The organism is Pseudomonas sp. LB3P58 (assembly GCF_054897895.1).
Map to the genome: position 1 here is coordinate 3,490,156 of NZ_JBUBVE010000001.1, position 26,760 is coordinate 3,516,915.

30 protein-coding genes are annotated in these 26,760 nt (G+C 59.8%); 9 read left to right on the forward strand and 21 right to left on the reverse strand.

Annotated features, from left to right (window positions below; translation table 11 throughout):
• Window positions 1–8 precede the first annotated feature (8 nt).
• From ACYZTZ_RS16145 to ACYZTZ_RS16155, 3 genes are all read right to left on the reverse strand, one after another.
• Window positions 9–1,127, reverse strand: coding sequence for a glycosyltransferase 61 family protein (locus ACYZTZ_RS16145; protein WP_461998953.1), 1,119 nt, complete (start codon window positions 1,125–1,127; stop codon window positions 9–11).
• Window positions 1,128–1,201: 74 nt separating this feature from the next.
• Window positions 1,202–2,356, reverse strand: a complete 1,155-nt coding sequence (locus tag ACYZTZ_RS16150; protein ID WP_461998954.1) for a hypothetical protein — start codon at window positions 2,354–2,356, stop codon at window positions 1,202–1,204.
• 215 nt (window positions 2,357–2,571) lie between these two features.
• A complete protein-coding gene (locus ACYZTZ_RS16155; RefSeq protein WP_056741852.1) occupies window positions 2,572–2,787 on the reverse strand; it encodes a hypothetical protein in 216 nt (71 codons plus the stop codon).
• A 293-nt stretch (window positions 2,788–3,080) separates the two neighbouring features.
• Between ACYZTZ_RS16155 and ACYZTZ_RS16160 the strand changes: the two genes are divergently transcribed.
• On the forward strand, window positions 3,081–3,521 hold the full coding sequence (locus tag ACYZTZ_RS16160) for a hypothetical protein (RefSeq protein WP_056741936.1): 441 nt from the start codon (window positions 3,081–3,083) through the stop codon (window positions 3,519–3,521).
• Between the two features lie 14 nt (window positions 3,522–3,535).
• Here the strand turns inward: ACYZTZ_RS16160 and ACYZTZ_RS16165 are convergent, their stop codons facing one another.
• Genes ACYZTZ_RS16165 through ACYZTZ_RS16190 form a run of 6 tightly spaced genes read right to left on the reverse strand, consistent with a single transcriptional unit; the run spans window position 3,536 to window position 9,566 of the window.
• Window positions 3,536–4,300: an ABC transporter ATP-binding protein gene (locus ACYZTZ_RS16165; RefSeq protein WP_461998955.1), complete on the reverse strand. Its 765-nt coding sequence runs from the start codon at window positions 4,298–4,300 to the stop codon at window positions 3,536–3,538.
• Between the two features lie 6 nt (window positions 4,301–4,306).
• Window positions 4,307–5,638 (reverse strand): ABC transporter substrate-binding protein, encoded by a 1,332-nt coding sequence (locus ACYZTZ_RS16170; RefSeq protein ID WP_461998956.1) that lies wholly within the window; start codon window positions 5,636–5,638, stop codon window positions 4,307–4,309.
• A gap of 52 nt (window positions 5,639–5,690) precedes the next feature.
• Complete coding sequence (locus tag ACYZTZ_RS16175; protein ID WP_461998957.1) at window positions 5,691–6,758, reverse strand: branched-chain amino acid ABC transporter permease; 1,068 nt, start codon at window positions 6,756–6,758, stop codon at window positions 5,691–5,693.
• A 22-nt stretch (window positions 6,759–6,780) separates the two neighbouring features.
• Complete coding sequence (locus tag ACYZTZ_RS16180) at window positions 6,781–7,662, reverse strand: branched-chain amino acid ABC transporter permease (protein WP_056741856.1); 882 nt, start codon at window positions 7,660–7,662, stop codon at window positions 6,781–6,783.
• Between the two features lie 2 nt (window positions 7,663–7,664).
• Window positions 7,665–8,465, reverse strand: a complete 801-nt coding sequence (locus ACYZTZ_RS16185) for an ABC transporter ATP-binding protein (protein ID WP_461998958.1) — start codon at window positions 8,463–8,465, stop codon at window positions 7,665–7,667.
• Between the two features lie 9 nt (window positions 8,466–8,474).
• Complete coding sequence (locus ACYZTZ_RS16190; protein WP_461998959.1) at window positions 8,475–9,566, reverse strand: AMP-binding protein; 1,092 nt, start codon at window positions 9,564–9,566, stop codon at window positions 8,475–8,477.
• 293 nt (window positions 9,567–9,859) lie between these two features.
• Between ACYZTZ_RS16190 and ACYZTZ_RS16195 the strand changes: the two genes are divergently transcribed.
• Both ACYZTZ_RS16195 and ACYZTZ_RS16200 read left to right on the forward strand, forming a co-directional pair.
• Window positions 9,860–10,021, forward strand: a complete 162-nt coding sequence (locus ACYZTZ_RS16195; protein ID WP_008156931.1) for a hypothetical protein — start codon at window positions 9,860–9,862, stop codon at window positions 10,019–10,021.
• Complete coding sequence (locus tag ACYZTZ_RS16200; protein WP_008156932.1) at window positions 10,018–10,665, forward strand: helix-turn-helix domain-containing protein; 648 nt, start codon at window positions 10,018–10,020, stop codon at window positions 10,663–10,665. The genes ACYZTZ_RS16195 and ACYZTZ_RS16200 overlap by 4 nt, the downstream gene beginning before the upstream one ends.
• A gap of 69 nt (window positions 10,666–10,734) precedes the next feature.
• On the opposite strand, the gene ACYZTZ_RS16205 is transcribed toward ACYZTZ_RS16200, so the two are convergent.
• Window positions 10,735–11,241, reverse strand: a complete 507-nt coding sequence (locus ACYZTZ_RS16205; protein WP_461998960.1) for a hypothetical protein — start codon at window positions 11,239–11,241, stop codon at window positions 10,735–10,737.
• Window positions 11,242–11,732: 491 nt separating this feature from the next.
• Here ACYZTZ_RS16205 and ACYZTZ_RS16210 point away from each other — a divergent pair, with 491 nt between their 5' ends.
• Entirely contained in the window at window positions 11,733–12,659 is a 927-nt protein-coding gene (locus tag ACYZTZ_RS16210; protein WP_461998961.1) for a universal stress protein, read from the forward strand.
• Between the two features lie 148 nt (window positions 12,660–12,807).
• Here the strand turns inward: ACYZTZ_RS16210 and ACYZTZ_RS16215 are convergent, their stop codons facing one another.
• Complete coding sequence (locus ACYZTZ_RS16215) at window positions 12,808–13,620, reverse strand: class I SAM-dependent methyltransferase (protein WP_461998962.1); 813 nt, start codon at window positions 13,618–13,620, stop codon at window positions 12,808–12,810.
• Between the two features lie 38 nt (window positions 13,621–13,658).
• On the reverse strand, window positions 13,659–13,928 hold the full coding sequence (locus ACYZTZ_RS16220; RefSeq protein WP_461998963.1) for a DUF4242 domain-containing protein: 270 nt from the start codon (window positions 13,926–13,928) through the stop codon (window positions 13,659–13,661).
• A 192-nt stretch (window positions 13,929–14,120) separates the two neighbouring features.
• On the opposite strand from ACYZTZ_RS16220, the gene ACYZTZ_RS16225 reads away from it, so the two are divergent.
• On the forward strand, window positions 14,121–15,113 hold the full coding sequence (locus ACYZTZ_RS16225) for an AraC family transcriptional regulator (protein ID WP_461998964.1): 993 nt from the start codon (window positions 14,121–14,123) through the stop codon (window positions 15,111–15,113).
• A gap of 9 nt (window positions 15,114–15,122) precedes the next feature.
• Here ACYZTZ_RS16225 and ACYZTZ_RS16230 read toward each other — a convergent pair whose 3' ends face one another.
• From ACYZTZ_RS16230 to ACYZTZ_RS16240, 3 genes are all read right to left on the reverse strand, one after another.
• Entirely contained in the window at window positions 15,123–16,334 is a 1,212-nt protein-coding gene (locus ACYZTZ_RS16230) for a cytochrome c biogenesis protein DipZ (protein ID WP_461998965.1), read from the reverse strand.
• 170 nt (window positions 16,335–16,504) lie between these two features.
• Complete coding sequence (locus tag ACYZTZ_RS16235) at window positions 16,505–16,717, reverse strand: hypothetical protein (protein WP_461998966.1); 213 nt, start codon at window positions 16,715–16,717, stop codon at window positions 16,505–16,507.
• Between the two features lie 48 nt (window positions 16,718–16,765).
• A complete protein-coding gene (locus tag ACYZTZ_RS16240) occupies window positions 16,766–17,029 on the reverse strand; it encodes a DUF2790 domain-containing protein (protein WP_461998967.1) in 264 nt (87 codons plus the stop codon).
• A 305-nt stretch (window positions 17,030–17,334) separates the two neighbouring features.
• Here ACYZTZ_RS16240 and ACYZTZ_RS16245 point away from each other — a divergent pair, with 305 nt between their 5' ends.
• On the forward strand, window positions 17,335–18,075 hold the full coding sequence (locus tag ACYZTZ_RS16245; protein WP_033060285.1) for a response regulator: 741 nt from the start codon (window positions 17,335–17,337) through the stop codon (window positions 18,073–18,075).
• Window positions 18,072–19,373: a sensor histidine kinase gene (locus tag ACYZTZ_RS16250; protein WP_461998968.1), complete on the forward strand. Its 1,302-nt coding sequence runs from the start codon at window positions 18,072–18,074 to the stop codon at window positions 19,371–19,373. Before ACYZTZ_RS16245 ends, ACYZTZ_RS16250 begins: the two co-directional genes overlap by 4 nt.
• Before the next feature lie 55 nt (window positions 19,374–19,428).
• On the opposite strand, the gene ACYZTZ_RS16255 is transcribed toward ACYZTZ_RS16250, so the two are convergent.
• Genes ACYZTZ_RS16255 through ACYZTZ_RS16265 form a run of 3 tightly spaced genes read right to left on the reverse strand, consistent with a single transcriptional unit; the run spans window position 19,429 to window position 21,683 of the window.
• On the reverse strand, window positions 19,429–19,839 hold the full coding sequence (locus ACYZTZ_RS16255) for an SRPBCC family protein (protein WP_461998969.1): 411 nt from the start codon (window positions 19,837–19,839) through the stop codon (window positions 19,429–19,431).
• Between the two features lie 27 nt (window positions 19,840–19,866).
• Entirely contained in the window at window positions 19,867–20,664 is a 798-nt protein-coding gene (locus ACYZTZ_RS16260) for an SDR family NAD(P)-dependent oxidoreductase (protein ID WP_461998970.1), read from the reverse strand.
• Window positions 20,665–20,666: 2 nt separating this feature from the next.
• Window positions 20,667–21,683 (reverse strand): aldo/keto reductase, encoded by a 1,017-nt coding sequence (locus ACYZTZ_RS16265; protein ID WP_461998971.1) that lies wholly within the window; start codon window positions 21,681–21,683, stop codon window positions 20,667–20,669.
• 118 nt (window positions 21,684–21,801) lie between these two features.
• Between ACYZTZ_RS16265 and ACYZTZ_RS16270 the strand changes: the two genes are divergently transcribed.
• Together ACYZTZ_RS16270 and ACYZTZ_RS16275 are read left to right on the forward strand one after the other, a co-directional pair.
• Complete coding sequence (locus ACYZTZ_RS16270; RefSeq protein ID WP_461998972.1) at window positions 21,802–22,734, forward strand: LysR substrate-binding domain-containing protein; 933 nt, start codon at window positions 21,802–21,804, stop codon at window positions 22,732–22,734.
• Between the two features lie 30 nt (window positions 22,735–22,764).
• Window positions 22,765–23,685 carry a LysR substrate-binding domain-containing protein gene (locus ACYZTZ_RS16275; protein ID WP_461998973.1) on the forward strand — a complete coding sequence of 307 codons (921 nt, stop codon included), beginning with the start codon at window positions 22,765–22,767 and terminating at the stop codon, window positions 23,683–23,685.
• Here ACYZTZ_RS16275 and ACYZTZ_RS16280 read toward each other — a convergent pair.
• The 3 genes from ACYZTZ_RS16280 to ACYZTZ_RS16290 all read right to left on the reverse strand — a co-directional run bounded on the left by ACYZTZ_RS16280 (window position 23,606) and on the right by ACYZTZ_RS16290 (window position 26,725).
• Window positions 23,606–24,202 (reverse strand): DinB family protein, encoded by a 597-nt coding sequence (locus ACYZTZ_RS16280; RefSeq protein WP_461998974.1) that lies wholly within the window; start codon window positions 24,200–24,202, stop codon window positions 23,606–23,608. The two genes, ACYZTZ_RS16275 and ACYZTZ_RS16280, sit on opposite strands and share 80 nt — an antisense overlap.
• Window positions 24,203–24,273: 71 nt before the next feature.
• The gene (locus ACYZTZ_RS16285) at window positions 24,274–25,395 is read right to left on the reverse strand and encodes an NAD(P)/FAD-dependent oxidoreductase (RefSeq protein ID WP_461998975.1); all 1,122 of its coding nucleotides are present in this window, start codon (window positions 25,393–25,395) and stop codon (window positions 24,274–24,276) included.
• Window positions 25,396–25,411: 16 nt separating this feature from the next.
• Window positions 25,412–26,725 (reverse strand): MFS transporter, encoded by a 1,314-nt coding sequence (locus tag ACYZTZ_RS16290; RefSeq protein WP_461998976.1) that lies wholly within the window; start codon window positions 26,723–26,725, stop codon window positions 25,412–25,414.
• Window positions 26,726–26,760 lie beyond the last annotated feature (35 nt).

Below are 26,760 nucleotides of genomic sequence, written 5' to 3' on the forward strand. Positions count from 1 at the left end.
ATCACCCATCAGGATGGGAACAGGTCCAGTGTGCGCTCAACCTCTTGAATGTCGATGTTGAAGCCATCGCCCTCCGGCGTTCCGACCACAAAGCCAAAATTCTGGTTGTCGCGATCCGTCAGGTACTTGAAGTAGCTGACGAAACGGTTCGGTGGCTGCAGTACCAGCAACGAACCACCCTGCGGCAGTACATTGACACCATGTACAAGCTGGCTCCCTTCGACCCCTACCACGGTCCGCGCCCCGGCACACGTCGCCACGATGGTAGGGACATCGGTCTTCAAAGGATTGATTATGCGAAAACCCCTGGTCTTGCGCAGATGTTCAGCGAGCTCCATTTCATTGCGCAAAAAGCGCAAGTCACCATCGCCACCCCGGAGTATGAACACGCCAGGGTGAGCGTCATAGCTCACGTGCGACAGTAGCTTTTCACCCATGGCACGGAAACGTAAATGCCTGCTTTGATTGTTGCTCACATCGTCGAATAGCACGAGCTCACGAAAGAACGCGCCGTTCAAGCGAACCGGTTTCATGTCAAACCAGTCCTCGTAAGCGGGGGCCTGGGTAAATAAGGGAAACCTGGCAGATGGCGCGGTGGTTATCGGGACGCCTTCATCGCAGGCCAATGAATAGGTCGGGCAGTCTTCCATCAACCATGTCCCAAACCATGTATTTCCATTTTGCGTGCAGTAAGCGGCCGCGCGATCGATCTCGTTTTCCACGACAATTCGCGGAAACATACCAGGCTTGAGAGACAGCCAGAAACTTGCATTGTCCTTGTAGAGCGCGCCATCGATCAGCCAGACATCCTTGATCAAGTAGCCACGTGTCGGGCCTTGTACTACGTCGCCCAGCCCTTCCATTGTGCGAGCGGGATGCTCGAAAGGATAAAAGCGCTTCGCCTCCCATCCTGTCACACGGTCCATTTGATTGGGCAGGAAGAAAGCCGGTGGAGAATGCGATATCCCACTCGGAGCAACATCCCAGCTTTTCACCGCCAGGCTTTTCAAGCTGATCTCCGCCTTTCGTGCGAGTCTTTTTCTTGCCATAAATCTGTAGGCGGCAAGGGTCCATTTTTTCCGATTGCCAGTGGTCGACGTGCTTATTTGCGAGACATCGCTTTCCATGAAGAGTCCTCCCTGCGGGACAGGGTCAATAGCCAGACGCGAAGCGCTCTGTTTATTTCAGTCGTGGAAACTGCTCAGCTGGATGCAATCCTTTTCATAATGGGTGGGGTCTGCAAACTGGCGTAGCGACTACGCAAGGTGTCGAGAAACTTTTCACCCGAACTCCTGGCGCAATAAAGATAAATCTTGTGCAGCCCGCCAAATACCATTTCATGATAACGACTGGCGACCTCCTCATCGCTTAGCCCGTCCGGCAAGCCAAGGTGAAGGGTCAACTCCTTTCCTTCGACAGCGAATAACGGCGTGTCCCAGAGGAATTTGGCTGTACCTGTCTTGGGCAGCCGGACAAACATGTAAGCGTGGTTTCCCAGGGAATCAATATCACCGCCGCGCCTTCTTTTCCATTTCAGAAGTCCGTCATCTGGTCGTGCCAGGCAAAGACCGATGTCGTAATAATCGAAGCCATTTTCTATCGCCCATTCAAGTGCCATGAAGGTAGTAATCGAGTTCACTTCACGCAGTTTTTTGGCATCTGAAAAAATCGCCTCGGTATATCCGAAACGTAGCGTGCTCCAGTAGCGTTTTCCGCCCCGGGTTATTACGCAGCCAAGGTGACATGCAACAACCTCGTCCTCCAGCATGATCAGGTCGAGCCGGCCGACAGTCTTGGCGATCCTTAAAACCTCCTGCGTGGCTAATTGCGCAGCGTGGATGCCTTGCCTTGCCGTGGCATAAGGTCGAAGCATTTCCTTGTCTGCCTTTTCAATGTCTTCATCCAACAGCGTCTGGACCATTCGGTAGCGCGGTCGGTTCTTGCGTATATTTCGACGCAATTCGCTATCGTATTTTGTGGTGATCTCCTCGATGGATCGCCCCAGCGGTACGACGGCACTCAGATACAAGGGTACAGACAAGGCCCCCGAGGTCGGCATTTCACTGACCACTACCACATGATTCAACGCGCCAGGTTCCGGTTCGCTGTCGACCATGGGGGAATCACCTTGGGCCTTTCCCCTTATGAGAAGCTTGGCCATCTCCCGCTTCTTTTTCCTTCCGATATAGAGGATTTCGTAAGGACTTTTGTTCTGCACTCTGAACCTGGCAATCTCCCAGCGCCAGAAACACGCACGGCGAAGGAAGTTTCGCAACCAGTTTAAAGCGTTCCTTATCTCATACCGCATTGAAGGAGATATAAGTTTCCTGACAATTGCCGCCACGTTCTCTTTCATTTCTTCGTCATCCGTTGAGCTTTATTTTGGGTAGATCAGAAAAAGATCAAGGCGGAACTTCAAGAGGCGAGCTTAAACCTTGATATAAAAGACATATTTGATGAGGAACGCTCCCACGTTCAGTGACTAGTAAAGATCAAGGTAGAGACTTTGCAAGCGGCATGGGGTGGCGCCAGCCGTCTATTTCATGACGCCAGTTTTTCTTCCTGTAGTGGTCAACTAATCCCGGACACGACGTTAGTGCTTGAAGCAGAAACATTAAGGAAGGCATTCCAGATTTCGTAAGCATCGTGATGCCGTTTAGTCGCCTCTTCCCATTCTGGTCCTGAAACACATTTGGAAGAGACCAGCGTCATCATGCCCATCGTTGCGGCGTCCAACTCGATCAGGAAAGCGTGAGACTGGATTCTGAAATCTTCGACCGATGGCATTACGTGTTCCCCCGGCGGATTACACCGCTATTAAGGAGCGGCTGCTCCTCGGACGGTGGAGTACCGCCAGGAGGGAAAATTCAGGCAGTCTGACCGCCGGTACGTTTCATTGCCCAAGCTGATCGCCGAGGGTCGTGAGGCTATAATCTTGAAGACACGCTGCTCCTTCACTACTGTAATTAGCACTGACGTTGGACGGGGCCAGGCCGGTTCCGGTGCTACGCTTTCATTTCCTGATAGAGAACGAAGCGATGTCCACCGAACTCTCAACCCCCATACTCACGACTGTAGCCATGAAACGGATCCTGATCGGTGGTATCACCGCAGCAATTATCGGCACGATGACGTATGGATTTTTCCAATGGAAAATCGTCGAAAGCCAAAAACACGAAATGCTGTGCGGACAGGCCAAGCAGACGCTGAAAGGCGTGGAAATCCGGGCGCGGGCATTGGCTGCAGGACTGTCTGTAGAAGCCTATGGCAAGGCTGAAGAAGACGAAGTGGCGACACTCATTGGTGCGCTCGACGCCGCCAAGAACGACGCAGAAGTCGACTCGGTCATAGAGGCTCACGCTGCCACCATCGAAGCAGAGGATGCGGCTATTGACGCTCAGGTTGATACCCAAGGCGATCAGACATTCCTCGAGCAACGACTCGTGAAACAGCGGATACCGGTCGACGTTAAACAAGAACTGCGACGCGCCGCGAAGGCCGTCAGCGTCATGTGCAGTTAGTGCTCAACAGTGCCCTACCCCACGGCCCCCAAGTAGTAATTCTGTATATCTTCGCGCGCGGCCAACTCGGCCGCCGAACCTTCATCCACCACCCGGCCGTTCTCCAGCACAAAAGCGTACTGAGCGTAATCCAGGGCGATGTTGATGTTTTGCTCGGCCACCAGCAGGCTCAAACCCTCATCGCGGTTGAGCCGGGCGAGGATCTCGAAAATCTCCTCGACCACCTGCGGCGCCAGGCCCATGGACGGTTCATCCAGCAGCAACAGGCGCGGCTCGGACATCAGTGCCCGGCCGATGGCGACCATCTGCTGCTCGCCACCGGAGGTGTAGCCGGTCAGGCGCTTGCGCAGCAGGCGCAACCTGGGGAAGTAACCGTAGATGCGTTCCAGACGCTGATTCAGCACCTTGCGTGACGGCCGCCCGACAAATCCGCCGATCAGCAGGTTCTGTTCGACGCTCAGGTGGGTGAAGCAATGCCGCCCTTCAAGCACCTGGGCCAGCCCCGCCAGCACGAGGCTGGCAGGGTCGGCATCGGTGATCACTTGCCCTTGATAGACAATTCGGCCCTTGACCACTTCACCGCGTTCGGCCCGCACCAGGCTGGAAATCGCCTTGAGCGTCGTGCTCTTGCCTGCCCCATTGGCCCCGAGCAGGGCCACCATTTGCCCCTTGCCGACCTGCAGCGTGACGCCGCGCAAGGCGAGAATCGACTGTTCGTAGAAAACTTCGACCTGCTCCACGCTCAGCAATGGCGGGTCGGCTTGTAGGCTCTGGCTCATCGGACCTTATTGCTCCTGGCTGCAGTTACGCGGGGTGATGCCCTTTTCCTTGGCGTACTGGGCGGCGGAGGCTTCGATGATCGGCCGCAGCAAGGCACGATCAGCCTGGACCCAGTCGCTGATCAGGTTCCAGCGTTGGCCGTCCCATTGCTGAAAGCGCACCGCACCGCCGCCTTCATGGTCGGCACACGACAGCTTCAATGGCTGCACCAATCCTTTGGCGCCCAAGGCCTGCAATCGCCCATCGTCGAGGTTCAGGTGCTCGAAGCCCCAGCGCACTTGCTCACCGGTCAGTGGCTTGTTGCCGTATTTTTCCTGAGCCAGTCGCAGGGCTTCGACGTTGAGAATGCCGTTCACCACACCGAGGTTGTAGTACACGGTGCCGAAGCGCTTCGGATCGGCCAGGTTGCCGTTGCCGGCGTCCACCACGTTTTGCTTGATGCCTTGCAGCACCGGGAAATCGGTACCCGAAGGGTGGGTGGTGATCGAGATGAACCCTTTGGCGGCAGCACCGGCCGGGACCACGTCTTCTTCCGAGTTGCTCCAGATATTGCCGATGATGTGATCCGCCGGGTAACCGACCTTTTGCGCCGACTTCAGCGCCACCGGATTCATCACCCCCCAGCCGCGCAGGATCACCCAGTCAGGCTTGAGGCGACGGATATTCAGCCACTGCGATTGTTGCTCGTTGCCGGGGTGCGGCACTTCCAGAAGGGTCAGCTCGAAACCGGCGTTTTTCGCCAGGGTTTCCAGTACGCCGTTGGTTTCCTTGCCATACGGCGAGCCGTGATAAAGCACGGCGATTTTCTTGCCTTTGAGTTTGTCAGCCCCGCCTTCGCGCTGGCCGATGTAATTGATGATCGCCGAGACTTCCGAATACGGGTTGAGCTGCAACGGAAACACGTAAGGGAAGACGCTGCCATCCGTGGAGTCGGTGCGGCCATGATTGATGGTGATCAGCGGCAGTTTGTCGGCCGTTGAACGATCCAGTGTCGCGTAGGCAATGCCCACCGACAGCGGGTTGGTCGCGGCCGCTGGCGCACCGTTGAGGCCACCTTTGAGACGCTCGTAGCATTCGACGCCCTTCTCCACCACGTACTCGGTTTCGCATTCGCTCCAGGTCAGCTTGACCCCGTTGACCCCGCCCTTGGCGTTGACGTATTGCAGGTAATCGATAAACCCGCCGAAGAAGCCAGTGCCACCGGCGGCGTACGGGCCAACCCGATAGCTCTGCAAAGGAAAGTACTGCTCGTTGGCAGCCTGAACGCCGGCACTGAGCCCGGCAGTCAGCAAGGCCAGGCCCAACGCCAGGCGGCGCAGCGGTTTACGGTGAGTCATAAGGGCAGTTCCTCGTGGGAGATCGATGGTGTTTGGTCAGGGATAAAAGGAGTCAGTAACGCAACGGCCAGACCCGCGCCCGTTGACGAAAGCGCTGCCAGAGCCGCGCCAGGCCTTCGGGTTCCTTGATCAGGAAGGCGATGATCAGCGCGCCGAAAAGCATTTTCTGGATGTTTTCCAACTGCCCGGAATCGATCAGCCCCGAGGGCAACAGCCCGAAGACATTGGCCAACAGAATCGGGAACAGCACGATGAACGCAGCGCCCAGAAAGTTGCCGAGCACACTGCCCAGGCCGCCGATAATGATGATGAACAACACCTGAAATGAGCGGCTGAGATCAAAGCCGTGAGGCTCCACCGTGCCCAAATAGGCGAACGCCCACAGCGAACCGGCGACGCCGAGGTAGAAGCCGCTGATGGCAAACGCCAGCAGCTTGGCCTTGAACAGACGAATGCCGATCACCGTTGCGGCCGTGTCCATGTCGCGCACCGCCATCCAGTTGCGCCCCAACTCGCTGCGCACCAGGTTCTTGCCCAGCCAGAACAGCGCCACCACCACGGCCAGGGTCAACAGGTAACGGCCACGGGGCGAACTGAAATCCAGCCCGGCGATCAGCAGCGGTGGCGAGGTGATGACCCCGGACGCGTTGTCGTTGGTAAACCAGCTGAACCGGGTCAGCACCCACTCGACAACGAACTGCGCGGCCAGGGTCGCCACCAACAGGTAAAAGCCCTTGATTCGTAGGCTCGGCAAACCGAAGAGCACGGCCACCAGCGCGGCGATCACTCCGCCCAGGGCAAAACTCACCAGCAAAGGCAAGCCGGGAACTCGCAATTGCAGGTTGTAGGCCGCAAAAGCCCCCACCGCCATGAACGCCGCCGAGCCCAAGGACAATTGCCCGGCGTAGCCGGTCAGCAGGTTCAGACCCAGCCCCGCCAGGGACAGCACCAGCAGCGGCACCAGAATCGCGCTGAACCAATAGTCATTGCCGAGCAAAGGCACCACGATGAACGCAAAGCCCAATAGCAGCCACAGACCCACGCGGTCCTGGCGCAAGCGAAACGTGCGCCGCTCCGCCGCGTAGGTGGTGCTCAGTTGACCGGCTTCTCGATAAAGCATGGAAGTATTCCTTGAAAGAAAATCAGACCCGCTCGATCGCCCGCTCACCGAACAACCCGGCAGGCCGCACTAACAGGAACAGCAACGCAAGGACGTAAGGCACCCAGTTTTCGATCCCGCTGCCGATGATCGGGCCGAGGTAAATCTCGGCGAGCTTTTCCGCCGCTCCGATGATTAGCCCGCCGGCAATGGCGCCACCGATAGAAGAGAAACCGCCGATGATCAGTACCGGCAACGCCTTGAGCACCACCAGCGACAGTGAAAACTGAACCCCAAGACGAGCGCCCCAGAGCAGCCCCGCGACCAGGCCGACGAAACCCGCCACCGCCCACACCAGCGCCCAGATCCGTGGCAGTCGAATGCCTACAGCCAGTGACGCCAGCGGATCATCGGCCACCGCTCGCAAGGACAAACCGACCCGGGTCTTGTTGAACAACAGCGACAAGGCAATCACCAGGGTGGCAGCAGTGCCTGCGGCGAACAGGTCGAATTGCGAAAGCAACATGCCGCGAATTTCCAGTGGCTCATCGGCAATGCCCAACTCCAGGCCGTGGACCTGAGCGCCCCAAAGAAACTGAGCAAGGCCTTCGATCATGTACGACAGCCCGAGCGTCGCCATGAACAGGATGATCGGCGGGCGATTGACCAAGGGCCGAAGCACCATTTTCTCGACCAGCAACGCCAGCACCACCATGCTCGCCAGGGTGGCGATAAAAGCCCATACGAATGGAAAGCCGCGTTCGAGCAGGCTGACAAAGGTCAACGCGGCGAACAGCACCATCGCCCCCTGGGCGAAATTGAACACGCCGGAGGCCTTGTAGATCAGCACAAAACCGATGGCCACCAAGGAATACATGACACCGGCCAGCAACCCGCCAATCAGCACTTCAAAGAAAAATTCCATGCTCAGTGGCGCTCCGTGCGGGTTCGCCGCGTGCCCAGATAGGCCGCGATCACCTCGGGATTGGCGCGCACTTGCTCAGGGGTGCCATCGCCAATTTTGCGACCGTAATCGAGCACGACCACGTGATCACACAGCCCCATGACCACACCGATGTCGTGCTCGATCAGCACAACGGTGGTGCCGAACTCACGGTTGATGTCACGGATGAACTGGCTCATCTCACCCTTCTCTTCCGCGTTCATACCGGCCATGGGTTCATCCAGCAGTAATAACTTCGGTTCAGCGGCCAGGGCTCGGGCCAGCTCGACACGCTTCTGCAATCCATAAGGCAACTTGCCCACCAGCACATGGCGCCAGGGATGGATGCGCAGGAAGGCGATGACATTTTCGGCGTGACGACGCTGCTCGTCGTCCTCACGAGGGGCACGGCCCAGGCGCAGCATCTGCTCGACCCAACTGCTGCGTCGTTTGAGGTTGCGCCCGGTCAGCACGTTGTCGAGCACGCTCATGCCCTTGAACAGCGCGATGTTTTGAAAGGTCCGCGCAATGCCGCGCTCGGCAGCCTGGTGCGGGCGCATGCGCCGACGCGTCTGTCCGGCATAACTGACGCTGCCGCTCTGGGCTTGGTAGACACCATTGATCACATTCAGCAGCGAACTTTTACCCGCGCCGTTGGGGCCGATCAGCGCGCAGATTTCCCCGGTCTTCACAGCGAAGCTGATGGACGTAATGGCCTTGACGCCCTTGAACGACAGGGAGATGTCATCGAGCCGCAGTAATACGGATTCAGTGGTTGCGCTCATGGGGGCTCGTCAGATGGATTGAGAAATCAGCTGGGCTGGCGCTTCGACCAGTGCCCGAGGGGTGGATGGCTCCTGCCAGTTGCCTGGGCGAATGCCCAGGGCACCAAAGAACTCGGCGCTCTCTTGGCTCAGCGCTGGCCCGACCAACAACGGCACCCGCAGGCGACTCATGCCCAGCACGTCGAGCAACGGTCGGCGGATCAGCCAGTTACCGAGCCAGCGGCGAACACTGTTCACCTCCGGCACCATCGCCCAGCGGTACACACGATGACTGAGCGAGCCCGGCAACGGCAGGCGTTCCCGGGCCCAGAATTCAAGGCGGGCATAGGATTCGCGGGTACCCAGCACAAGCGTCGGCCCGAGCTCGCGGCGATCGTTGTCGCGTGTGGCCAGGGCCTCTGGGAAGTTCAGGCAGAAGCCGGCGCTCAGCCACGGCGCCAGCAAGTAACGCGCCTGACCGCTGGCGGCGAACACCCGGGCCGCCAGCGCTTCTTCGCGGGCGCTCAGCGATTCTCGCGCCACCAATTTGCGGGCACCGTCCAGCAACTGCCCATGACTCAAACGCTGGGGCTGACCAAGGCCGGCAGGATGAAAAACAAACGCCGTGGCCGTCGAGTCACTGACGGGTGCGGGTGCATCAGCCGTTACGCCAACGGACAACTCGGCATAAGCGTTCAATCCGCGATCTTCGGGAGTGTTCAGTCCACGCCCGTCCAGGTACAGCAATACCCGTGGCGGTGTATCGGTACTGCGTACCTGTTGCACGGCGTCCAAGGCTTCGGCCAACACAAAGGCCGGTTTCAGTCGGGTCAACAGCGGTCGATTGTCGAGATCAGGGTCCAGCAGCGTGACGCTGCCACCCAGCCACTGTGCGGCCAATGCCAGCAACAACGCTTCGGACCGTGCCTGGCTGATGATCAGCAAGTCATCACCGCGACTGAACCCGCGTTGATGTAAAGCAGCGGCGAGACGCCTGACATCCTGTGCCAGTTCGCTCCAGCTGCGGACGTGCCAGATGCCCAGGCGTTTGTAACGCAGGGCGATCGCCGAACCTCGGGTTTCGGCTTGTAGCAATAAGGCCTGGGGCAGTGTCTGGATCATGTGGCCTTCCTTCGGAGTGCTGTCTGCAAACAGCCATTGCAGCCTCCGTGCCAGCCACTAAATACTTATTTATCAACGGGTTAAACGATGCTACCGATCCAGCCCCCTGTATCGCTTGAGCACAGCCTGCCTAATCTCTGTTGCCTCACCAACACTTGCGCCCACTTGAGTGGATGCGCTGCCTTAATAAGAACCAAAAAGCATTAATAAATACAAAATCAGTATTTATCGTTATAAAAATATCCGCGTACTCTCAGCTCATCCCGTCATTCATCACCACAGTGAAGTGCCCCATGAATCCGACTGACAACCTCATCGACTTCGCCAGCTACCGCAAACGCAAACAGGCTCAGCAACGGGCACGGGCCATGTGGGAAATGTATGCACGCAATGCAGGTTTACAGGCTTTTCAGTGGGTGCAAGCCGCTAAAGCCACCGAGACGCGTCACGCATGAACGCGCAGCAACCCTCGCGCTTTCTGGCGAGCGCCGACGAACCCGTGCTGGATTTGAATAACCTGGAACCACTGGAAGAAGACCCGATCTGCGAACGGGTCGCACAGAACCTGCAACGTCTGCGCGGCAAGCGTCATCTGTCCCTCGACGCCCTCGCCCGACAGTGCGGCGTAAGCCGGGCCATGCTGGCGCAGATCGAATCCGGGCGCAGCGTGCCGTCGATCAAGGTGCTGTGCAAAATTGCCAAGGGCTTGAAGGTATCGGTGGCTGCGTTTCTTGAGCATCGGGCCTTCGAAGGCGTGGCGGTGCTGTCGGCCAGCCAGAGCAAGCGCCTGGTCAGTGCCAGCGGCGCCTTTGTCAGCCGCGCGCTGTTCCCGTTCGACGTAGCGCGCCAATCAGAGTTTTACGAACTGCGCCTGAGCCCGCTAGGCGAAGACGTCTCCGAGGGCCATGGCCCCGGCGTACAGGAAAACCTGGTGGTGTCCCAGGGTGTGCTGGAAATCAGCGTCAACGACGAGCGCTACCTGCTCTCCACCGGCGATTCGATCCTGTTCTATGCCGACCAGCCCCACCGCTACCGCAACCCGGCCGACAGTGAGGCAGTGGCCTATCTGGTGGTGACGTACCCGGAACGCCTGGACTGAAAAGCAGGCATTAAAAATGCCCGGCAGGTTTAACCCCTGCCGGGTTTTTTTAATGTCTGTAGCTGAGGATCAGCAGGTGCAGCACATCAGCGGCATGCCATTGCAACTCATCATCATCGGCATGCTGCAATCGTTCATCATTTTCATCATCAGGGTGCAGCAGTTTTTCATCATGTCCATGTTCATGCCGGCCATCGGCATGATTTTGCACATCATGCAGTCAGCCATCAGCGTGCATTCCATCACGCACTTCATCGATGGCATCGGCATGCCCATCATCGGCATTGGCATCATGGTGCTCATCATCGGCATGGCCATGCTCGCCTGGGACATGCACATCATGCTCATGTTGCCGCAATGCATCATCATCGGCATGCCGCAGTTCATCATCATCTGCATCATTTCAGCGCTGTTCTTGAACATGGCCATGTCCATGCCCGCCGCCGGCATCATTTTGCACATCATGCCGTCGCCCATCATTTCGCAGGTCATGGTCGCCATCATCATCGGCATGCCCATCATCGGCATCATTGGCATGGTGGTGTTCATCGGCATTTGCATCGGCATGGCGTTCATCTTGGTGTTGCTCCCTGAAGGATTGAATAGTTGGACGAAGCTGATGGAGCGAATTCTAAGGACTGACGCAGAGGCGGCAAGATGATGATCGAACAGCAAAAACGGATGTTAGAACCGCCCAAGTGCGGCCTTCGGGGCAATCATTGCTGCTACAACGAGCAGGCCGCTGTTATCACGAACACAGACAACGCCATGGCGCGGTTTTAAAGGTCATGGATATGCGAACAACAGCTATATAAATAACCGAAAGAAATAATCGATCTAAACAGGATCCGGTTTTTTCAATTCAGGTACTTATCAGCTCAATAAGGACGTGCCAAGCCTAAACACTTTTACTGGCCGCAGTTTTCCTGGCAGTTACCGGTTGTGCCAACACGAACCTCAGCCTGCGCCCGGTTTACGGACGGGAGGTTGATCATGGTCAATACTTAGAGACTGGATGTACGTCGCACGAGCCGCACGTCGGGCGGCTATTCCACGGGAGGTTCGTCATGTCTGGTCAATCCCGCTTCATGCTGGTTGCATCACCGCTGATGGAACACAGCCCCGCTTTCGACAGGGCCGCTGCACTGGCCAAGGCCGAAGACGCCGCGCTGCACATCGTCGCCTTCGATTATCTGGAAGGTCTGGCGACCGCCAGTCTGGTCAACGAAAAGGCCCTGGAACAGATGCGCGTGGGCTACGTCGAGCGCCACCGCCAATGGCTTGAGGAACAGGCCCGCCCCTTGCGCAAAATCGGTGTGCACGTCACCACCGAAGTGGCCTGGGTCGAACGCCCATTGGAGGAGATCCTGATTCACCTCAAAGAACAGCCGATGGATGTGCTGATCAAGGCACTGGAACACGAATCGCTGCTGTCGCGGCTGATGTTTACCCCGCTCGATGTGCATTTGTTGCGCGAATGCCCGGTGCCGCTGCATTTCGTCAGTCACGCCGTGCACGCCTTGCCGCGAAAGATCATCGCGGCGGTCGACCCTTTTCATCGCGATGACCATTACAAAACCTTCAACGATCGAATCCTTCACGAGGCGGCGAAACTGGCGAGCGCCTGTAATGCCGAGCTCGATGTGGTCTACGCCTATGACCTTTCATCCATCAGCGCCGACGAATTCGGCTTCGACAACGGGTCGGCGTTCTTCTCGTCGGGCAAGGCCAAGACCGTGTTCGATTACCAGGAGGATGCCTTCAACGACCTGGCCGAGCGCAACGGCATCGCGCCGGAGCAGCGGCATATGATCATGGGCAACCCGGCCAAGGTCCTCACCCGCTATGTCGATGCCTATGACGTTGACGTGATTGTCATGGGCCGGATCGGCCATCGCGGCATGGGCCGGCTGATCGGCAGTACGGTGGAGCACCTGCTGTACAAAATGCCGTGCAGCGTTTGGGTGGTATACACCGAGCGGCTGGATGAATAATTACCCTACCAGACACCACAACCCCCTGTGGGAGCGGGCTTGCTCGCGAAGGCGGAGTGTCAGGCAACATCATTGTCGACTGACACTCCGCCTTCGCGAGCAAGCCCGCTCCCACAGGGGTTTTGCATTGTCATGAAGCTCGTTCAGTTCAACGCCGGGTAATCACCACCTCCAGGTATTCACTCGGCACCACCAGCGATTTTTCTCCCGCCCTGTTCAAACGGTTGATCAGTTCGGTCAGGTCGCTTTCCAGCGCTTGGGCGCCTTCAGGAGGCAACGCCGCGAAGGCCTTGTGGACCGGGCCGTACCAGGTGCGGAACGTGTCGATGAAATGCGCGGCCGAGCGGTAACGGAAGTTAAAGGTCTTGCGCGTCACCTGGAGCAGAAAGTCACGTTCGTCGAACTGCGTGTGCAGCCAGGCTTCGGTGCCCCACTGCGAAGGCGGTTGAGCGCCTGGCGGTGGCGGCAGGTGGCGGCCGAGGGTCTTGAACATCTGGCCGACAAACCCTTCGGGCGTCCAGTTCGCCAGGCCGATCCGCCCTCCGGGGCGACAGACCCGCGCCAGTTCCGCGGCGGCCTTGGGTTGGTCCGGCGTAAACATCACCCCGAAGGTGGAAAGCACGGCATCGAAGCTGGCATCCTCGAAGGGCAAGGCTTCAGCGTCGGCCACTTGAAACGTCACTTCCAGGCGCTCTGCCCTGGCCCGGTCTTCGCCGCGTTCCAGCAGCGCGGCCACGTAGTCGGTAGACGTGACGAGGCAACCACGGCGCGCGGCAGCGAGCGTCGCGTTACCGTTGCCGGCGGCCACGTCGAGCACGCGTTCATCGCAAAGCAGGTCGCAGGCCTCGGCGAGTTGCTCGCCGACAATCTGCAAAGTGGTGCCAATCACGGCATAGTCGCCACTGGCCCAAGAGGCCATCTGACGGTTTTTCAAGGCAGTAAGATCAATGGGTGTACTCATGAATTCCGCTCCGTTGCGGGTTGGAATGCAGGCCCGGCTTACTCGGCCGTGGTCGGATCGATGATGGCCGTGACCTGGGAAATGCGGTTGGCCGGAAAACCGCTCTGCCTGGCGTGTTCCTTGATCAACTCTTCGTTGGGCGCGATGTACACGCAGTAGAGCTTGTCACCGGTGACATAACTCTGCTGCCACTGCACCTCAGGCAAGTCGCGCAACGTCCTGCAGGACTTTTGCGAAGCGGCTTTCAAATCCCTTTCTGACAGTGTTCCAGCACCCGGAATGTCGCGTTCTATAACGAACTTAGGCATGGCAACCTCTCATTTTTGTTATTGATGACAGGGTCGGCAGACCCTGTGTGCCAACTATCGCGCCGGGCAACGCTGGCGTCCTGCCCGATCGTCGGCCAACCCTGTCCGATCGTCCGGAGATTTCACGGTTTGCGGCGACAGGCTCACAATCAAGCTCACCCCCCAAAGCAGCCGCCCACACGGAAAAACCCCATGGACGCCCTGTCCCAGACGCTGCGCGTCGTCCGCCTAGTCGGCGCGATTTTCATCAATGCCAGGTTCACTGCCCCCTGGTGCTACCAGTCGCCGAGCGCCGACACGGCGGCGCCGTTTCTGGAGCCCGGCGCCGAACGCGTGGTGATCTTCCACTTGATCACCGAAGGCGAGTGTTATGTCGAACTGGGTGATGATCCCCCGCTCCTGCTAACGGCCGGCGATGTGGTGGTTTTCCCGCAGGGAGACGCCCACCGCATGAGCTCTAAACCGGGGCTCGCGCCCGCCACGGGTGCGCGGCTGGACGTGGTGCTGGCGCGCCGTCCACGGCAATTGAGCTATGGCGGTGGCGGCGCGGTAACGCGTCTGGTGTGCGGCTATCTGGCATGCGATACCCGTCTGGCCGGCATGTTGCTGACCGGGTTGCCGGCGGTGGTCCGGGTCAATGTGCGCGGCTCGAATGCCGGTATCTGGCTGGAGTCGTCGGTCCGTTATGCACTGGCCGAAGCGCGCTCACCCCGCCCCGGCGGCGAAGGTGTGCTGGCGAAACTGGCCGAGGTGTTGTTCATCGAAGTGCTGCGCCTGTACATGCACGAACAAGGCGAAGGCCGCACCGGTTGGCTGGCGGGTGTGAGCGACCGGATTGTCGGCGCCGCCCTCAACGCGTTGCACAAAAAACCGTGCCACGCCTGGACGCTGGATGAACTGGCGCGCACGGCCGGCACTTCAAGGTCGGTGTTGGCGGAGCGCTTTCAGCAACTGGTGGGGAGTTCGCCGATGCAGTACCTGACGCAATGGCGCATGTTGCTGGCGGCCAACCTGTTACGCAGCAGTAACAGTTCATTAATGCGGATTGCCGAAGAGGTGGGCTACCAAACTGACACGGCGTTCAGTCGGGCGTTTCGTCGAGAGTATGGAGCGCCACCGGCGGCGTGGCGGCGCAGTCAGGAGAAAAAACCAATGGCCCACGGCGTGCAGCCTGTGAGCCATTGATTTGAAGTATTACGCAGCGGGTGCTTTAGCCTCTTCCAGCAACTGCTGAATCACTTTCTCCTGAGTCTCGTAACTGCCTTCACCAAAGTGGGTGTAACGCACCTGGCCCTTGGCGTCGATCAGGTAGTGAGCCGGCCAGTACTGGTTGTCGAAATTGCGCCAGATCGCGTAGTTGTTGTCGATGGCCACCGGGTAAGTAATGCCGAGCTTTTTCACCTGATCTTTTACGTTGTCGATGATGCGCTCGAAACCGTATTCAGGGGTGTGGACGCCGATCACCACCAGGCCATCCTTCTCGTATTTCTTCGCCCAGTCCTTCACGTACGGCAAGGTGTGTTGGCAATTGATGCAGTCGAAGGTCCAGAAGTCCACCAGCACCACTTTGCCTTTCAGCGAATCGTTGCTCAGCGCCGGCGAGTTGAGCCATTCGACCGCACCGGACAGCGACGGCATGGGGCCTTGGGCGTTGTCCATGGACGAGTCTGCCTTGACCTTGCTGACGAAGTAATCGACGACTTTCGGTACGGTTTCCAGCACGCGTTGCTCAACCGTCGTCACGCCTTCGGACGAGGTGCCGGCCAGCAGTGTTTTGTCGGCACCGGTGGAAATCACCACCGCCGCCGCCAGCACCGCAACACCCGTACCACGACGCAGCCAACCGGTGACCGGGATCGACGCTTTCAGGCGATTGACCAGGCCGCGACCGGCGAAGATCAAGGTGCCCAGGGACAATGCGCTGCCCAGGCCGTACGCCACCAATAACAGGCTGGTTTGAGCGTTTGCACCTTGCAGCATGGCGCCGGTGAGGATGACCCCGAGGATCGGTCCGGCGCACGGAGCCCAGAGCAGACCGGTGGCAACGCCGATCATGACCGAGCCCAGCGGACCGGACATTTTGCGGGTGTCCGGATCGACGCGGTTGCCCAGCGCCACGAAGGGACGGGCCAGCCAGTCACCGACACGGGCGGAAATCAGCGACAGGGCGAACAGCACCATCACGATCAAGGCCACATGACGACCGGTGTTGTTGGCGCGTACCACCCACTCGCTGCTGACCACGGCCAGGCTGGAGATCAGGGCGAAGGTCAGGACCATGCCGCCGAGGGTGAGCAGGATCGAGGAACGTGTGCGTTTAACACCGGCGAACAGGAACGGCACGACCGGGAGGATGCAAGGACTGAGGACGGTCAATATGCCGCCCAGGAAAGCGATGAGAAACATGGGATCACCTATGTATATAGAGAGGGCGACACACCACACATCCCTGTGGGAGCGAGCTTGCTCGCGATGAGGCCGGAACATTCAACATTGACGTCGACTGACACTCCGTCATCGCGAGCAAGCTCGCTCCCACATTGGAATTGTGGTGTTCACAGAAACAGTGCCTGGCTTCAGGCCGTCTGGTTTTCCAGTTGCTGCCCCTGCGGCGTACGGCTCGAACCATCCTCTGCCAAAAAAGCGCTCCCTCCCTTCTCCCCCACCGGCGTCAGCTGGAAGCAAGTCGCGCTGCCACAGCTTTTCTGTTCAACAGCAGCGTTGGCATGGGCAGTGGCGCCAGCCGCGGAGAAGGCAATGGCAGTCAAAAAGCGGGTGACGTTGTTCATGATGTGCTTCCTGTTTCAATGGGGATGGGCAATGGGTCAGCGCAGGACTCAGTTGTCTGAGTTGCAGCCATCAGCAAATTTGCGATAGTCCAGAACCTGGGTTTTGTTATGGGAGTCCAGGTAAGTCAGCTGGGCATCCACAACCCCACAGGAAGTCGAGGTGTCCTGTTTCAGCGACAGCACTTTCTTGATGTCCAGGTGCGAGCCGTAGGTGTAGGTTTTAGCGGTGACATCGGCTTCGGCGCGGGCCGACAAGGTGCAGATGTTCAGGGCGGCAAACAGGCATGCGGCGTAGACGGCTTTGGTGTTCATGGTGGTTTCCTCAAGGCTTCAATAGGGCAATCGTTGATTGGGCCGAGGCGGTTTGGTTTGCCTCGATGGAACCTATTAGAGGCTCGCGAGGTATCCCGACTGTGTCGGGAACAGGCGCGTGTAAATCGGTACGTATCAAAACCGGGCCGGGATACAGAGCGATACAAAAGCCCTGAAAATGGGTGTTTTTACGTCCACGTGTATCCGCCGACAGGCCAGATACACTGCAATACAAAGGACTGCGGGCGAGCGGGCCAAGGCTCGATAGACTGCGCGACATCCCCCATCTACAGAGGCCTGGCCAAATGGAACACGTCGATCACATTCTCATCGTGGACGATGACCGCGAGATCCGGGAGCTGGTAGGCAACTACCTGAAGAAAAACGGCCTGCGCACCACCGTCGTCGCGGATGGACGGCAAATGCGCACGTTCCTGGAGTCCACGCCGGTGGACCTGATCGTGCTCGACATCATGATGCCGGGCGACGATGGCCTGATGCTGTGCCGTGAGTTGCGCGCTGGCAAACACAAGGCGACGCCGGTGCTGATGCTCACCGCGCGCAACGATGAAACCGACCGCATCATCGGCCTGGAAATGGGCGCCGACGATTACCTGGTCAAGCCATTCGCCGCCCGTGAACTGCTCGCCCGAATCAACGCCGTGCTGCGCCGCACGCGGATGCTGCCGCCCAACCTGGTGGTCACCGAAAGCGGTCGCCTGCTGGCCTTCGGGCGCTGGCGCCTGGACACCTCGGCCCGGCACTTGCTCGATGAAGACGGCACGATGGTCGCGCTCAGTGGTGCGGAATATCGGCTGCTGCGGGTGTTCCTCGATCACCCACAGCGGGTACTCAATCGCGATCAATTGCTGAACCTGACCCAAGGCCGCGATGCCGACCTGTTCGACCGCTCCATCGACTTGCTGGTCAGCCGCTTGCGCCAGCGCTTGCTGGACGATGCCCGCGAACCGGCCTACATCAAGACCGTGCGCAGCGAAGGCTATGTGTTTTCGCTGCCGGTGGAAGTCCTCGGGGCGCCCTCATGAATCTCTCGATGCGCTGGCCCCGCACCCTCGCCTCGCGGCTGTCGCTGATCTTCCTGATCGGCTTGATTCTCGCGCAGGCGCTGTCTTTCGGCGCGCAGTACTACGAGCGCTACGAAAGCACCAAGAACACCATGCTGGGCAATTTGGAAACCGACGTCTCGACCTCCATCGCCATCCTCGACCGCTTACCGGCCGAAGAACGCATGAGTTGGCTGCAACAACTGGATCGACGTAACTACCGCTATTTGTTGAACGAAGGCTCACCCGGCATGCCCATGAGCGATTCGCCCATAGCGATGACGTCGATCAAAGAGGCCATCGGCAAGGATTACCCGATGACGGTGACCGACATCCCCGGGCCGGAAAAACATTTTCAGGTCCACCTGAAACTGGCGGACGGCAGCCCGGTGACCATCGACGTGCGTCCCTCGATGGTGCCGCTGTCGCCGTGGTTACCCATCGTGTTGCTCGGGCAACTGGCACTGATGCTCATCTGCACCTGGCTGGCCGTGAGAATCGCCATCCGCCCCCTCACCCGCCTGGCCCAAGCGGTAGAGACCCTGGACCCCAACACCCACGCGGTGCACCTGGATGAAAAAGGCCCGACCGAAGTCGCGCATGCCGCCATGGCCTTCAATTCAATGCAGGCGCGCATCGCCGCTTACCTCAAGGAACGCATGCAACTGCTGGCGGCGATTTCCCACGACCTGCAAACCCCGATCACCCGCATGAAACTGCGCGCCGAATTCATGGACGACTCCGCCGAGAAAGACAAACTCTGGAATGACCTTGGCGAGATAGAACACCTGGTGCGCGAAGGCGTGGCCTATGCCCGCAGCGTGCATGGCGCCACCGAGGAAAGTCGCCGCACCAATCTGGATTCGTTCCTCGACAGCCTGGTGTTCGACTATCAGGACATGGGCAAAGACGTGCAGCTGGGCGGTAAAAGTGACGCAGTGATCAACACCCGGCCGCACGCCTTGCGGCGAGTGCTGGTGAACCTGACGGACAACGCGCTGAAGTTCGCCGGCGCCGCCGAATTGAGGGTGGAAGCGAAGGCTGACGGCAGTTTGTCGGTGAAGGTGATGGACCGCGGGCCGGGGATTGCCGAGGAAGAATTGGCTCAGGTGATGGAACCGTTTTATCGCGTGGAGAATTCGCGCAACCGCAGTACCGGCGGGACCGGGTTGGGGTTGGCGATTGCACAGCAGTTGGCGTTGGCGATCGGGGGATCGTTGACGTTGAGTAATCGTGAAGGGGGTGGGTTGTGCGCGGAGCTTAGATTGCCGGCTCAGTAGCATGATCGTTGATCGATTGATCGTTCCCACGTGCGTGGGAACGATCAGTTCAAGGTCAGGCCGGGTAGTTGGCGCGCAGAGCTTCCAGGCCACCCTGATAGATACCGGTAAACAGCGCCACCACTTCCTCGTCACTCACACCGACAGGTGCAAATCGCCCAGACCAGGTCACTCGCGCGCTCTGCCCCTGCGCTTCAACACTGATGGTCGCCAGATAGTCAGTAGCCGGAAACGGCGCCTGCAATATCGAATAACTGTAAGTCTTCCCAGCGTTATCAAACGCCTCCAACCGCTCAACCACCACCGCCCCATCCGCCGTTTGCAAGCTACGCACCCGGCCGCCTTCACTCAGCTCGCTTTTGGGAATAAACGGCAGCCAGTCCGGCAGCGAGTCAAAGCCGCCAATCAATTGCCAAACCTGGTCGGCGGTCGCCGGGATATCAATAAACGCTGATGCAGTTGCCATGAAATGTTCTCTCTCAATCAATAAGGTTCAAATCGCCATGCTGTCGACGACGCCGCCGTCGACCCGCAAAGCCGCGCCGGTGGTGGCCGACGACAGTGGCGAGGCGATGTAGGCCACCAGATTCGCGACTTCCTCGACATTTGCCACGCGCTGGATAATGGAGGTCGGCCGGGCCTTGCGCACGAAGGCATCGGCTTCTTCCCGAACGCTCCGCCCCGATTTGGCAGTGGCGTCTTTGAGCATCTGCTCCAGGCCATCGGTCAACGTTGGGCCAGGCAGGATCGCATTAACCGTCACCCCGGTGCCCGCCAGACGCTTGGCCAAACCATGGGACACCGCCAGGTTGGCGCTTTTGGTCACGCCGTAGTTGAGCATGTCGGCCGGAATGGCGATCCCGGATTCCGAGGACAGGAAGATCACCCGGCCCCAGCCCTGCTTGACCATGTCTGGCACGTAATGCCGTGACAGGCGCACGCCGGAGATCACGTTGACCTCATAAAACCGCGTCCACTCGCTGTCTGGCGTGTCGAAAAAGTCCACGTCGTTGAAGATCCCGAGGTTGTTCACCAGGATGTCCGCCCGCGGTTCGGCGGCAAACAACAACTCGGCGCCTTCGGCCGTGCCGAGGTCTGCGGTCAGGCCACGCAACTGCGCGTCCGGCACGCTCTGGCGAATGCTCGCCAGCGCCTGTTCGACCTTGGCCGTCTCGCGGCCGATCACCACCACCGTGGCGCCGGATTCGGCCAGCGCCTTGCTGATGCCCAGGCCAATACCGGCGGTGCTACCGCTGACAATGGCGAGTTTTCCAGTCAGATCGATTTTCATGCTCAACCTCCAATAATCGACAATGGCGCACGTTCAGACACCAGTTTCGCGTCGCGCATCGCCTGCCAGAAAGCGGCGGGAATGACGGCCGACATCGCCGCAACGTCTTCAGCAATCCGGTCCGGACGGCTGGAACCTGGAATCACCGCCGCCACGGCCGGGTTAGCCAGGGAGAACTGCAACGCAGCCGCCTTGATGTCGACACCATGTGCAGCAGCGATGCGTTTGATCTGCTCGACTTTGTTGATGATCGCCGGGCTGGCTTTCTGGTACTCGAAGTGTGCACCACCGGCCAGAATGCCCGAGCTGTAAGGACCACCGACCACGATCTCGACATTCTGCGCCAACGCGGCGTCCATCAGACGTTGCAAGGCACGATCGTGGTCGAGCAGCGTGTAGCGACCCGCCAGCAGAAAACCGTCCGGCTGGGCTTCGGTCAGATCAAGGGTCAGTTCGCACGGTTCAACCTTGTTCACGCCCAGGCCCCAGCCCTTGATCACGCCTTCTTCGCGCAAGCGGGTCAGCACTTTGAAGGCGCCGGTGCGGGCCTGGTTGAAGTATTCCAGCCATTGATCGCCGTAGAAGTCCTGGGCGATGTCATGCACCCAGACGATGTCCAGACGATCGGTTTGCAGGCGCTTGAGGCTGTCTTCAATGGAGCGCATCGTGGCGTCGGCGCTGTAGTCGTTGACGATCTTGTTCGGGCGACCGTGTTCGAACACCCCGCTCTTCTCGCCCAAATCGCGGGCCGCAGTGTCTTCGACTTCATCGAGTATGACCCGGCCGACTTTGCTGCTCAGCACATAGTCGTCACGGTTGTACTGGGCCAGCGCGGCGCCCAGACGAATTTCCGACAGGCCCGAACCGTAAAACGGTGCGGTGTCGAAGTAACGCACGCCGGCATCCCAGGCAGCGTGCACGGTGGCCAGCGCCTCTTCTTCAGGAATGGCGCGGAACATGTTGCCCAATGGGGCGGTACCGAAACCGAGGGTGCCAGGCAGTTTGTCTTTCAAGCTCATGGGTTTTTCCTCTTGAGTGTCAGGGGTCATCAGAGGTGACCGTTGAGCAGATCCTAGATTGCGATGATCGGACCGTCCAAGACATAATGCGCAGCACTTGAGTCCCTATAGGTCTGACATGATCGACATCCGCCAATTGCGCTACTTCGTCGCCGTCGCCGAAGAAGAACACGTCGGTCGCGCCGCCGAACGCCTGCACATTTCCCAATCGCCCCTGAGCCGGCAGATCGCCCAGCTCGAAGAACGCCTGGGCCTGACCCTGTTTGAACGCAGCCAGCAACGCATTCGCCTGACCCGCGATGGCCAGACTTTTCTGGCTGAAACCCGTGCCCTGCTGACCCACGCCAATCGCCTGGAATCCCTGGGCAAGCGCCTCGGCCGTGGCGAAGAAGGCGGCTTGTGCATCGGCTACATCGAAAACGCCATGCACGCCGGCGTCCTGCCCAATGCCTTGCGGGTGCTGCGGGTCGACCGGCCGAATGTGCACGTCGCGCTGTACAACCTGAATTCCGCCGAACAACTCGAAGGCCTGCGTCAGCGTAGTCTGGATATCGCACTGGTCAGCGAACCGCCCGTCGCCGACGACCCGGACCTGCTGGGCTTTCAGGTGCTGGACGATCCGATGCTGCTGGCCCTGCCCGAGCATCATCCTTTGGCGAACAACCCGACACTGACCCCGGCAGACCTCGCCGATCAGGAATGGATCGGCGTGCAACCCCGCCAGGACGCCGCCAGCCGCGATGACTTCGTCAGCGCCTGCATCCGCGCCGGTTTCACCCCGGACATTCGTATGGAAGCCACTGAACCGTTTACCGCGTTGGGATTGGTGGCGTCGGGGCTGGGCATCGCAATGATTCAGAAAGGCCTGAGCCGCAACGCACCGCCGGGCGTGGTGCTGCGGGAAGTGCCGTGGATTTCCTTCACCACGCCGCTGTGGGCCGCGTGGCACCGGATCAATTTGCGACCGCTGGTGGAAACGTTCAGGAAAGTGCTGACGGAACCGGGCCCGACCACCGATCCGGCATCCCCCTCGCCACACGTGCTTTACTGAAAAGACCCCGAATTCCTGCGAGAAGCCCGGATGAACCGCAACGACCTGCGCCGCGTCGACATGAACCTGCTGGTGATTTTCGAAACCCTGATGTTCGAAAAGAACCTGACCCGGGCCGGGGAGAAGCTGTTTCTCGGCCAGCCCGCCGTCAGTGCCTCACTGGCCAAGTTGCGCGACCTGTTCGACGACCCGCTGCTGGTGCGTAACGGTCGTGTGCTGGAGCCGACACAGCGGGCCCTGGCGATTCTCAAGGAATTGCAGCCGGCGATGGACACCATCTCCGGCGCGGTCAGCCGGGCCAAGGATTTCGACCCGTCCACCAGCCGCGATGTATTTCGTATCGGCCTGTCCGACGACGCCGAGTTCGGTCTGTTTCCGCCGCTGCTCAAGCAAATTCGCGAAGAGGCGCAGAACGTCGTGGTGGTGGTGCGTCGGGTGAATTTCCTGCTGATGTCGTCGATGCTCTCCACCGGGGAGATTTCCGTCGGGATCAGCTACACCACGGAACTGCCGGCCAACGCCAAGCGCAAGAAGTTGCGTGACCTGAGCGTGAAGATCCTGCGCGGCGACAATCGTCCCGGCCCCCTGACCCTGGATGAATACTGCGAACGTCCGCACGCGCTGGTATCGTTTTCCGGGGATTTGACCGGGGCCATCGACAACGACCTCGCACGCATCGGCCGCTCACGTCGGGTGGTGCTGGCGGTGCCGCAATTCGCCGGCCTGCGCGCCTTGCTGGCCGGCACCGATATGCTGGCCACGGTGCCGGACTACGCGGCGTGCGCGCTGATCGAAGGCAGCAGCCAGCTGCGGGCCGACGACCCGCCGTTTGACATCGTGCTGTCCGAACTGTCCATGGTCTGGAACGGGGTCAACGATAACGATCCGGCAGAACGTTGGTTGCGCTCGCGAATCTCCCAACACATGTCGGCGCCGCTGCCGGGGCACTAATCGATTGGAAAGACGCGGGGTCGGTCTCTCGCAGGTACACCGGCAAGTCAGTGACCGGCGGCATGACTGGAATCTCGAAATACATCTGGATCACCCAGCCGCGGTGATAACTGGCGTGATTGACCACATGCATCAGTATCGCGCCGGCGCTCATGATGCCGCTTTCCCCCGAGACAAAACTGAACTCGACGGGTTTATCCAGCGAGGCATCGGTCTGCCGTTCGCTCCAGTCGCAGTACCAGTGATCGATGTCCTTTTGCGCCAGGCGCAACTCGGCGAGGTCGGGATGCAGCAGATCGTGTGAAGTTTTAAAGCCGTGCCCTCGGCCTTCGAGGTGGGCCCGCCAGATGCAGTCCACCACGTAGATGTGGTTCAGGGTGCCGATCATGTTCTTGAACACCGACACGCGCTCTTTATTGACCTCACCCGGTGGCAGTGCGGCCAGGCTGTCAAAGAGGCGTTGATTGGCCCAGCGTTTGTAATCGGCAAGCATGCGGGCAGTGCGTACGTTAATCATCGCAGGTCTCCCATTGTGATGGGCGCACTGCCAAGCATAGCCCTCAGGGCGAGCTGCATTGCAAACGCTGATTACCGGTCACTTCGTGGTGCGGCTAATATCGTCGTCACCCGATCGGCCAGCGCCAGGCAACTGGTCAAGCCCGGCGATTCGATACCGAACAGGTTCACCAGCCCCGGCACACCATGCTCGGCCGGACCACTGATGACGAAGTCGGCCGCCGGTTCGGTCGGCCCGGTGATTTTCGGGCGGATGCCGCTGTAGGCCGGTTGCAGGCTGTTATCGGGCAACGCCGGCCAGTAGCGCCGGATCGCCTCGTAGAAGCCATCGGCTCGGCGTGGATCCACACGATAATCGACCTGATCGATCCATTCGACGTCCGGCCCGAAGCGCGCCTGACCGCCCAGATCCAGCGTCATATGCACGCCCAGCCCCGCGCTCTCCGGTGCCGGATACACCAAATGCCGGAACGGCGCCCGGCCGCTGAAACTGAAATAGCTGCCCTTGCACAATCGTGCCTCGGGGACGTGCTGCGACGGCAAGCCTTCAATCCGGCTCGCCACCTCAGGCGCGGATAATCCGGCGCAATTGATCAACTCACGGCAGCTCAAGGTCATGGGTTGGGCGCCGCCCATCTGCAGTTCGAAACCTTGCTCGGTCCAACGGGCCGACGCCAGCGGCGTATGGAAGGCAAGCGACGTGCCGCTGGCCTCGGCATCCGCCTGAAGCGCCAGCATCAGGGCATGGGAATCGACAATCCCGGTAGACGGCGACCAGAGCGCAGCGACGCAGGACACTGCCGGCTCACGTTCCCGCGCCTGTTCGGCGTCCAGCCATTGCAGGTCATCGACGCCGTTGCTGCGACCCTGCGCCAACAACTTCTGCAAGGCCGTGCACTGACCGTCATCCGTGGCCACGATCAGCTTGCCCAGGCGCTGGTAATCGACGCCGCGCTCATCGCAAAAAGCGTAAAGGCGTTGCTTGCCCTCCACACACAATTGCGCCTTGAGGCTGCCGCTCGGGTAGTAAATGCCGGCGTGGATCACTTCCGAATTGCGCGAACTGATGCCCACGCCAATGCCCTCGCCCGCCTCGACCAGGATCACTTCCCGCCCGCTGCGGGCCAGGGCTCTGGCGACCGCCAGCCCGACCACACCGGCCCCGACCACCACGCACTCGATATCGACGCTCACCTGCCCTCCGCTCCTTTCACGCCAGCCCTCGTTCCCGATAATCGATCAGGCTGGAGAATATCGCCAGCAGCACGGCCATGACCACGAAGAAGATCAGCACCAGGAAGTACGACCCGGTGAACTGCACGATCAGCCCGATCAGGATCGGCACGATCACCCCGGCCATGTTCCCGCAGAAGTTCATGGTGCCGGCCAGCACGCCGGTTTTCGAGGTACCGCCGAGGATCGACGGAATGCACCAGTACATGCCGCACCACCGAATGAAAAACATCGCCACGCAGAGCAAGCCGATCGCTTTGCTGGCCTCACTCGCATACGCCACCGCCAGCATGCACAGGGCCGCCACCAGCGCCGAACCGCTGAACATGCTGCGCATCACCAAATTCGGCGAGGCGCCGCTGGATTTCCACTTATCCCCCAGATAACCGCCGACCAGCTCGCCGACGAAACCGCACATGAAGATCAGGAACGTCGCCCCGCCCATGCTCGAAATGTTCAGACCATGGGTCTGATGCAGGTAGCTCGGCATCCAGGTCAGCAGTCCGTAGAACACGCTGAGAATGCAGCAATAACCGGCGAACATGGCCAATACCGAGCGATCCTTGAGCAGCTCCTTGAGAGGAATACTGGTGACCGCGCCGGGTTGGCTGACTTTGATATTGCCTTCGGTGATGTGCGCCAGTTCCGCAGCATTCACTCCAGGGTGTTCGCTGGGATGGTTGCGGATGTATTTCCAGGCCAGCACGCCGGCGAGCATGGTGCCGATGCCGGCGATCACGAAGGCGATACGCCAGGAGTCGAACCAGCCGATCAGGCCGGCAATGATGATCGCACCGAAGGCACTGCCCAGCGGTGCGCCACCGTCAACCAGTACCGCGCCGCGCCCGCGTTCGTTAGGCGTCAGCCAGGCGCCGTTGAGCTTGGCCCCGGCCGGCATGATCGGCGACTCGGCAATGCCCAGGCCCATGCGGGTGATCAGCAGCGTGATCCAGTTGTGCGCGCCCGCGGCCAGGGCTTGAAAGGCGCCCCAGGCGACGGTCGCGATGACGATCACACGGCGAGTCTGAAAACGGTCCAGCAGCATGCCGCCGGGAATCTGCATCAACGCGTAGGACCAAAAAAACGCGCTGAGCATCAAGCCTTCCAACGCTGGCGGAATCTGGAACTCACTGGAAATCAGCGGCAAGGCCACCGACAGCGAGGCGCGGTCGATGTAGTTGATCGCGGTCAGCAGCAACATGATGAGGAAGATCCGCCAGCGCACGCTGGTCGGGCGCTCGGTTGCAGACGCGGCGGTCAGCCGCAAGGTTTCGGCACTCGGAATGTTCATGAGGGGCGCTCTTTATTGTTGTGGATGCAAGCGGC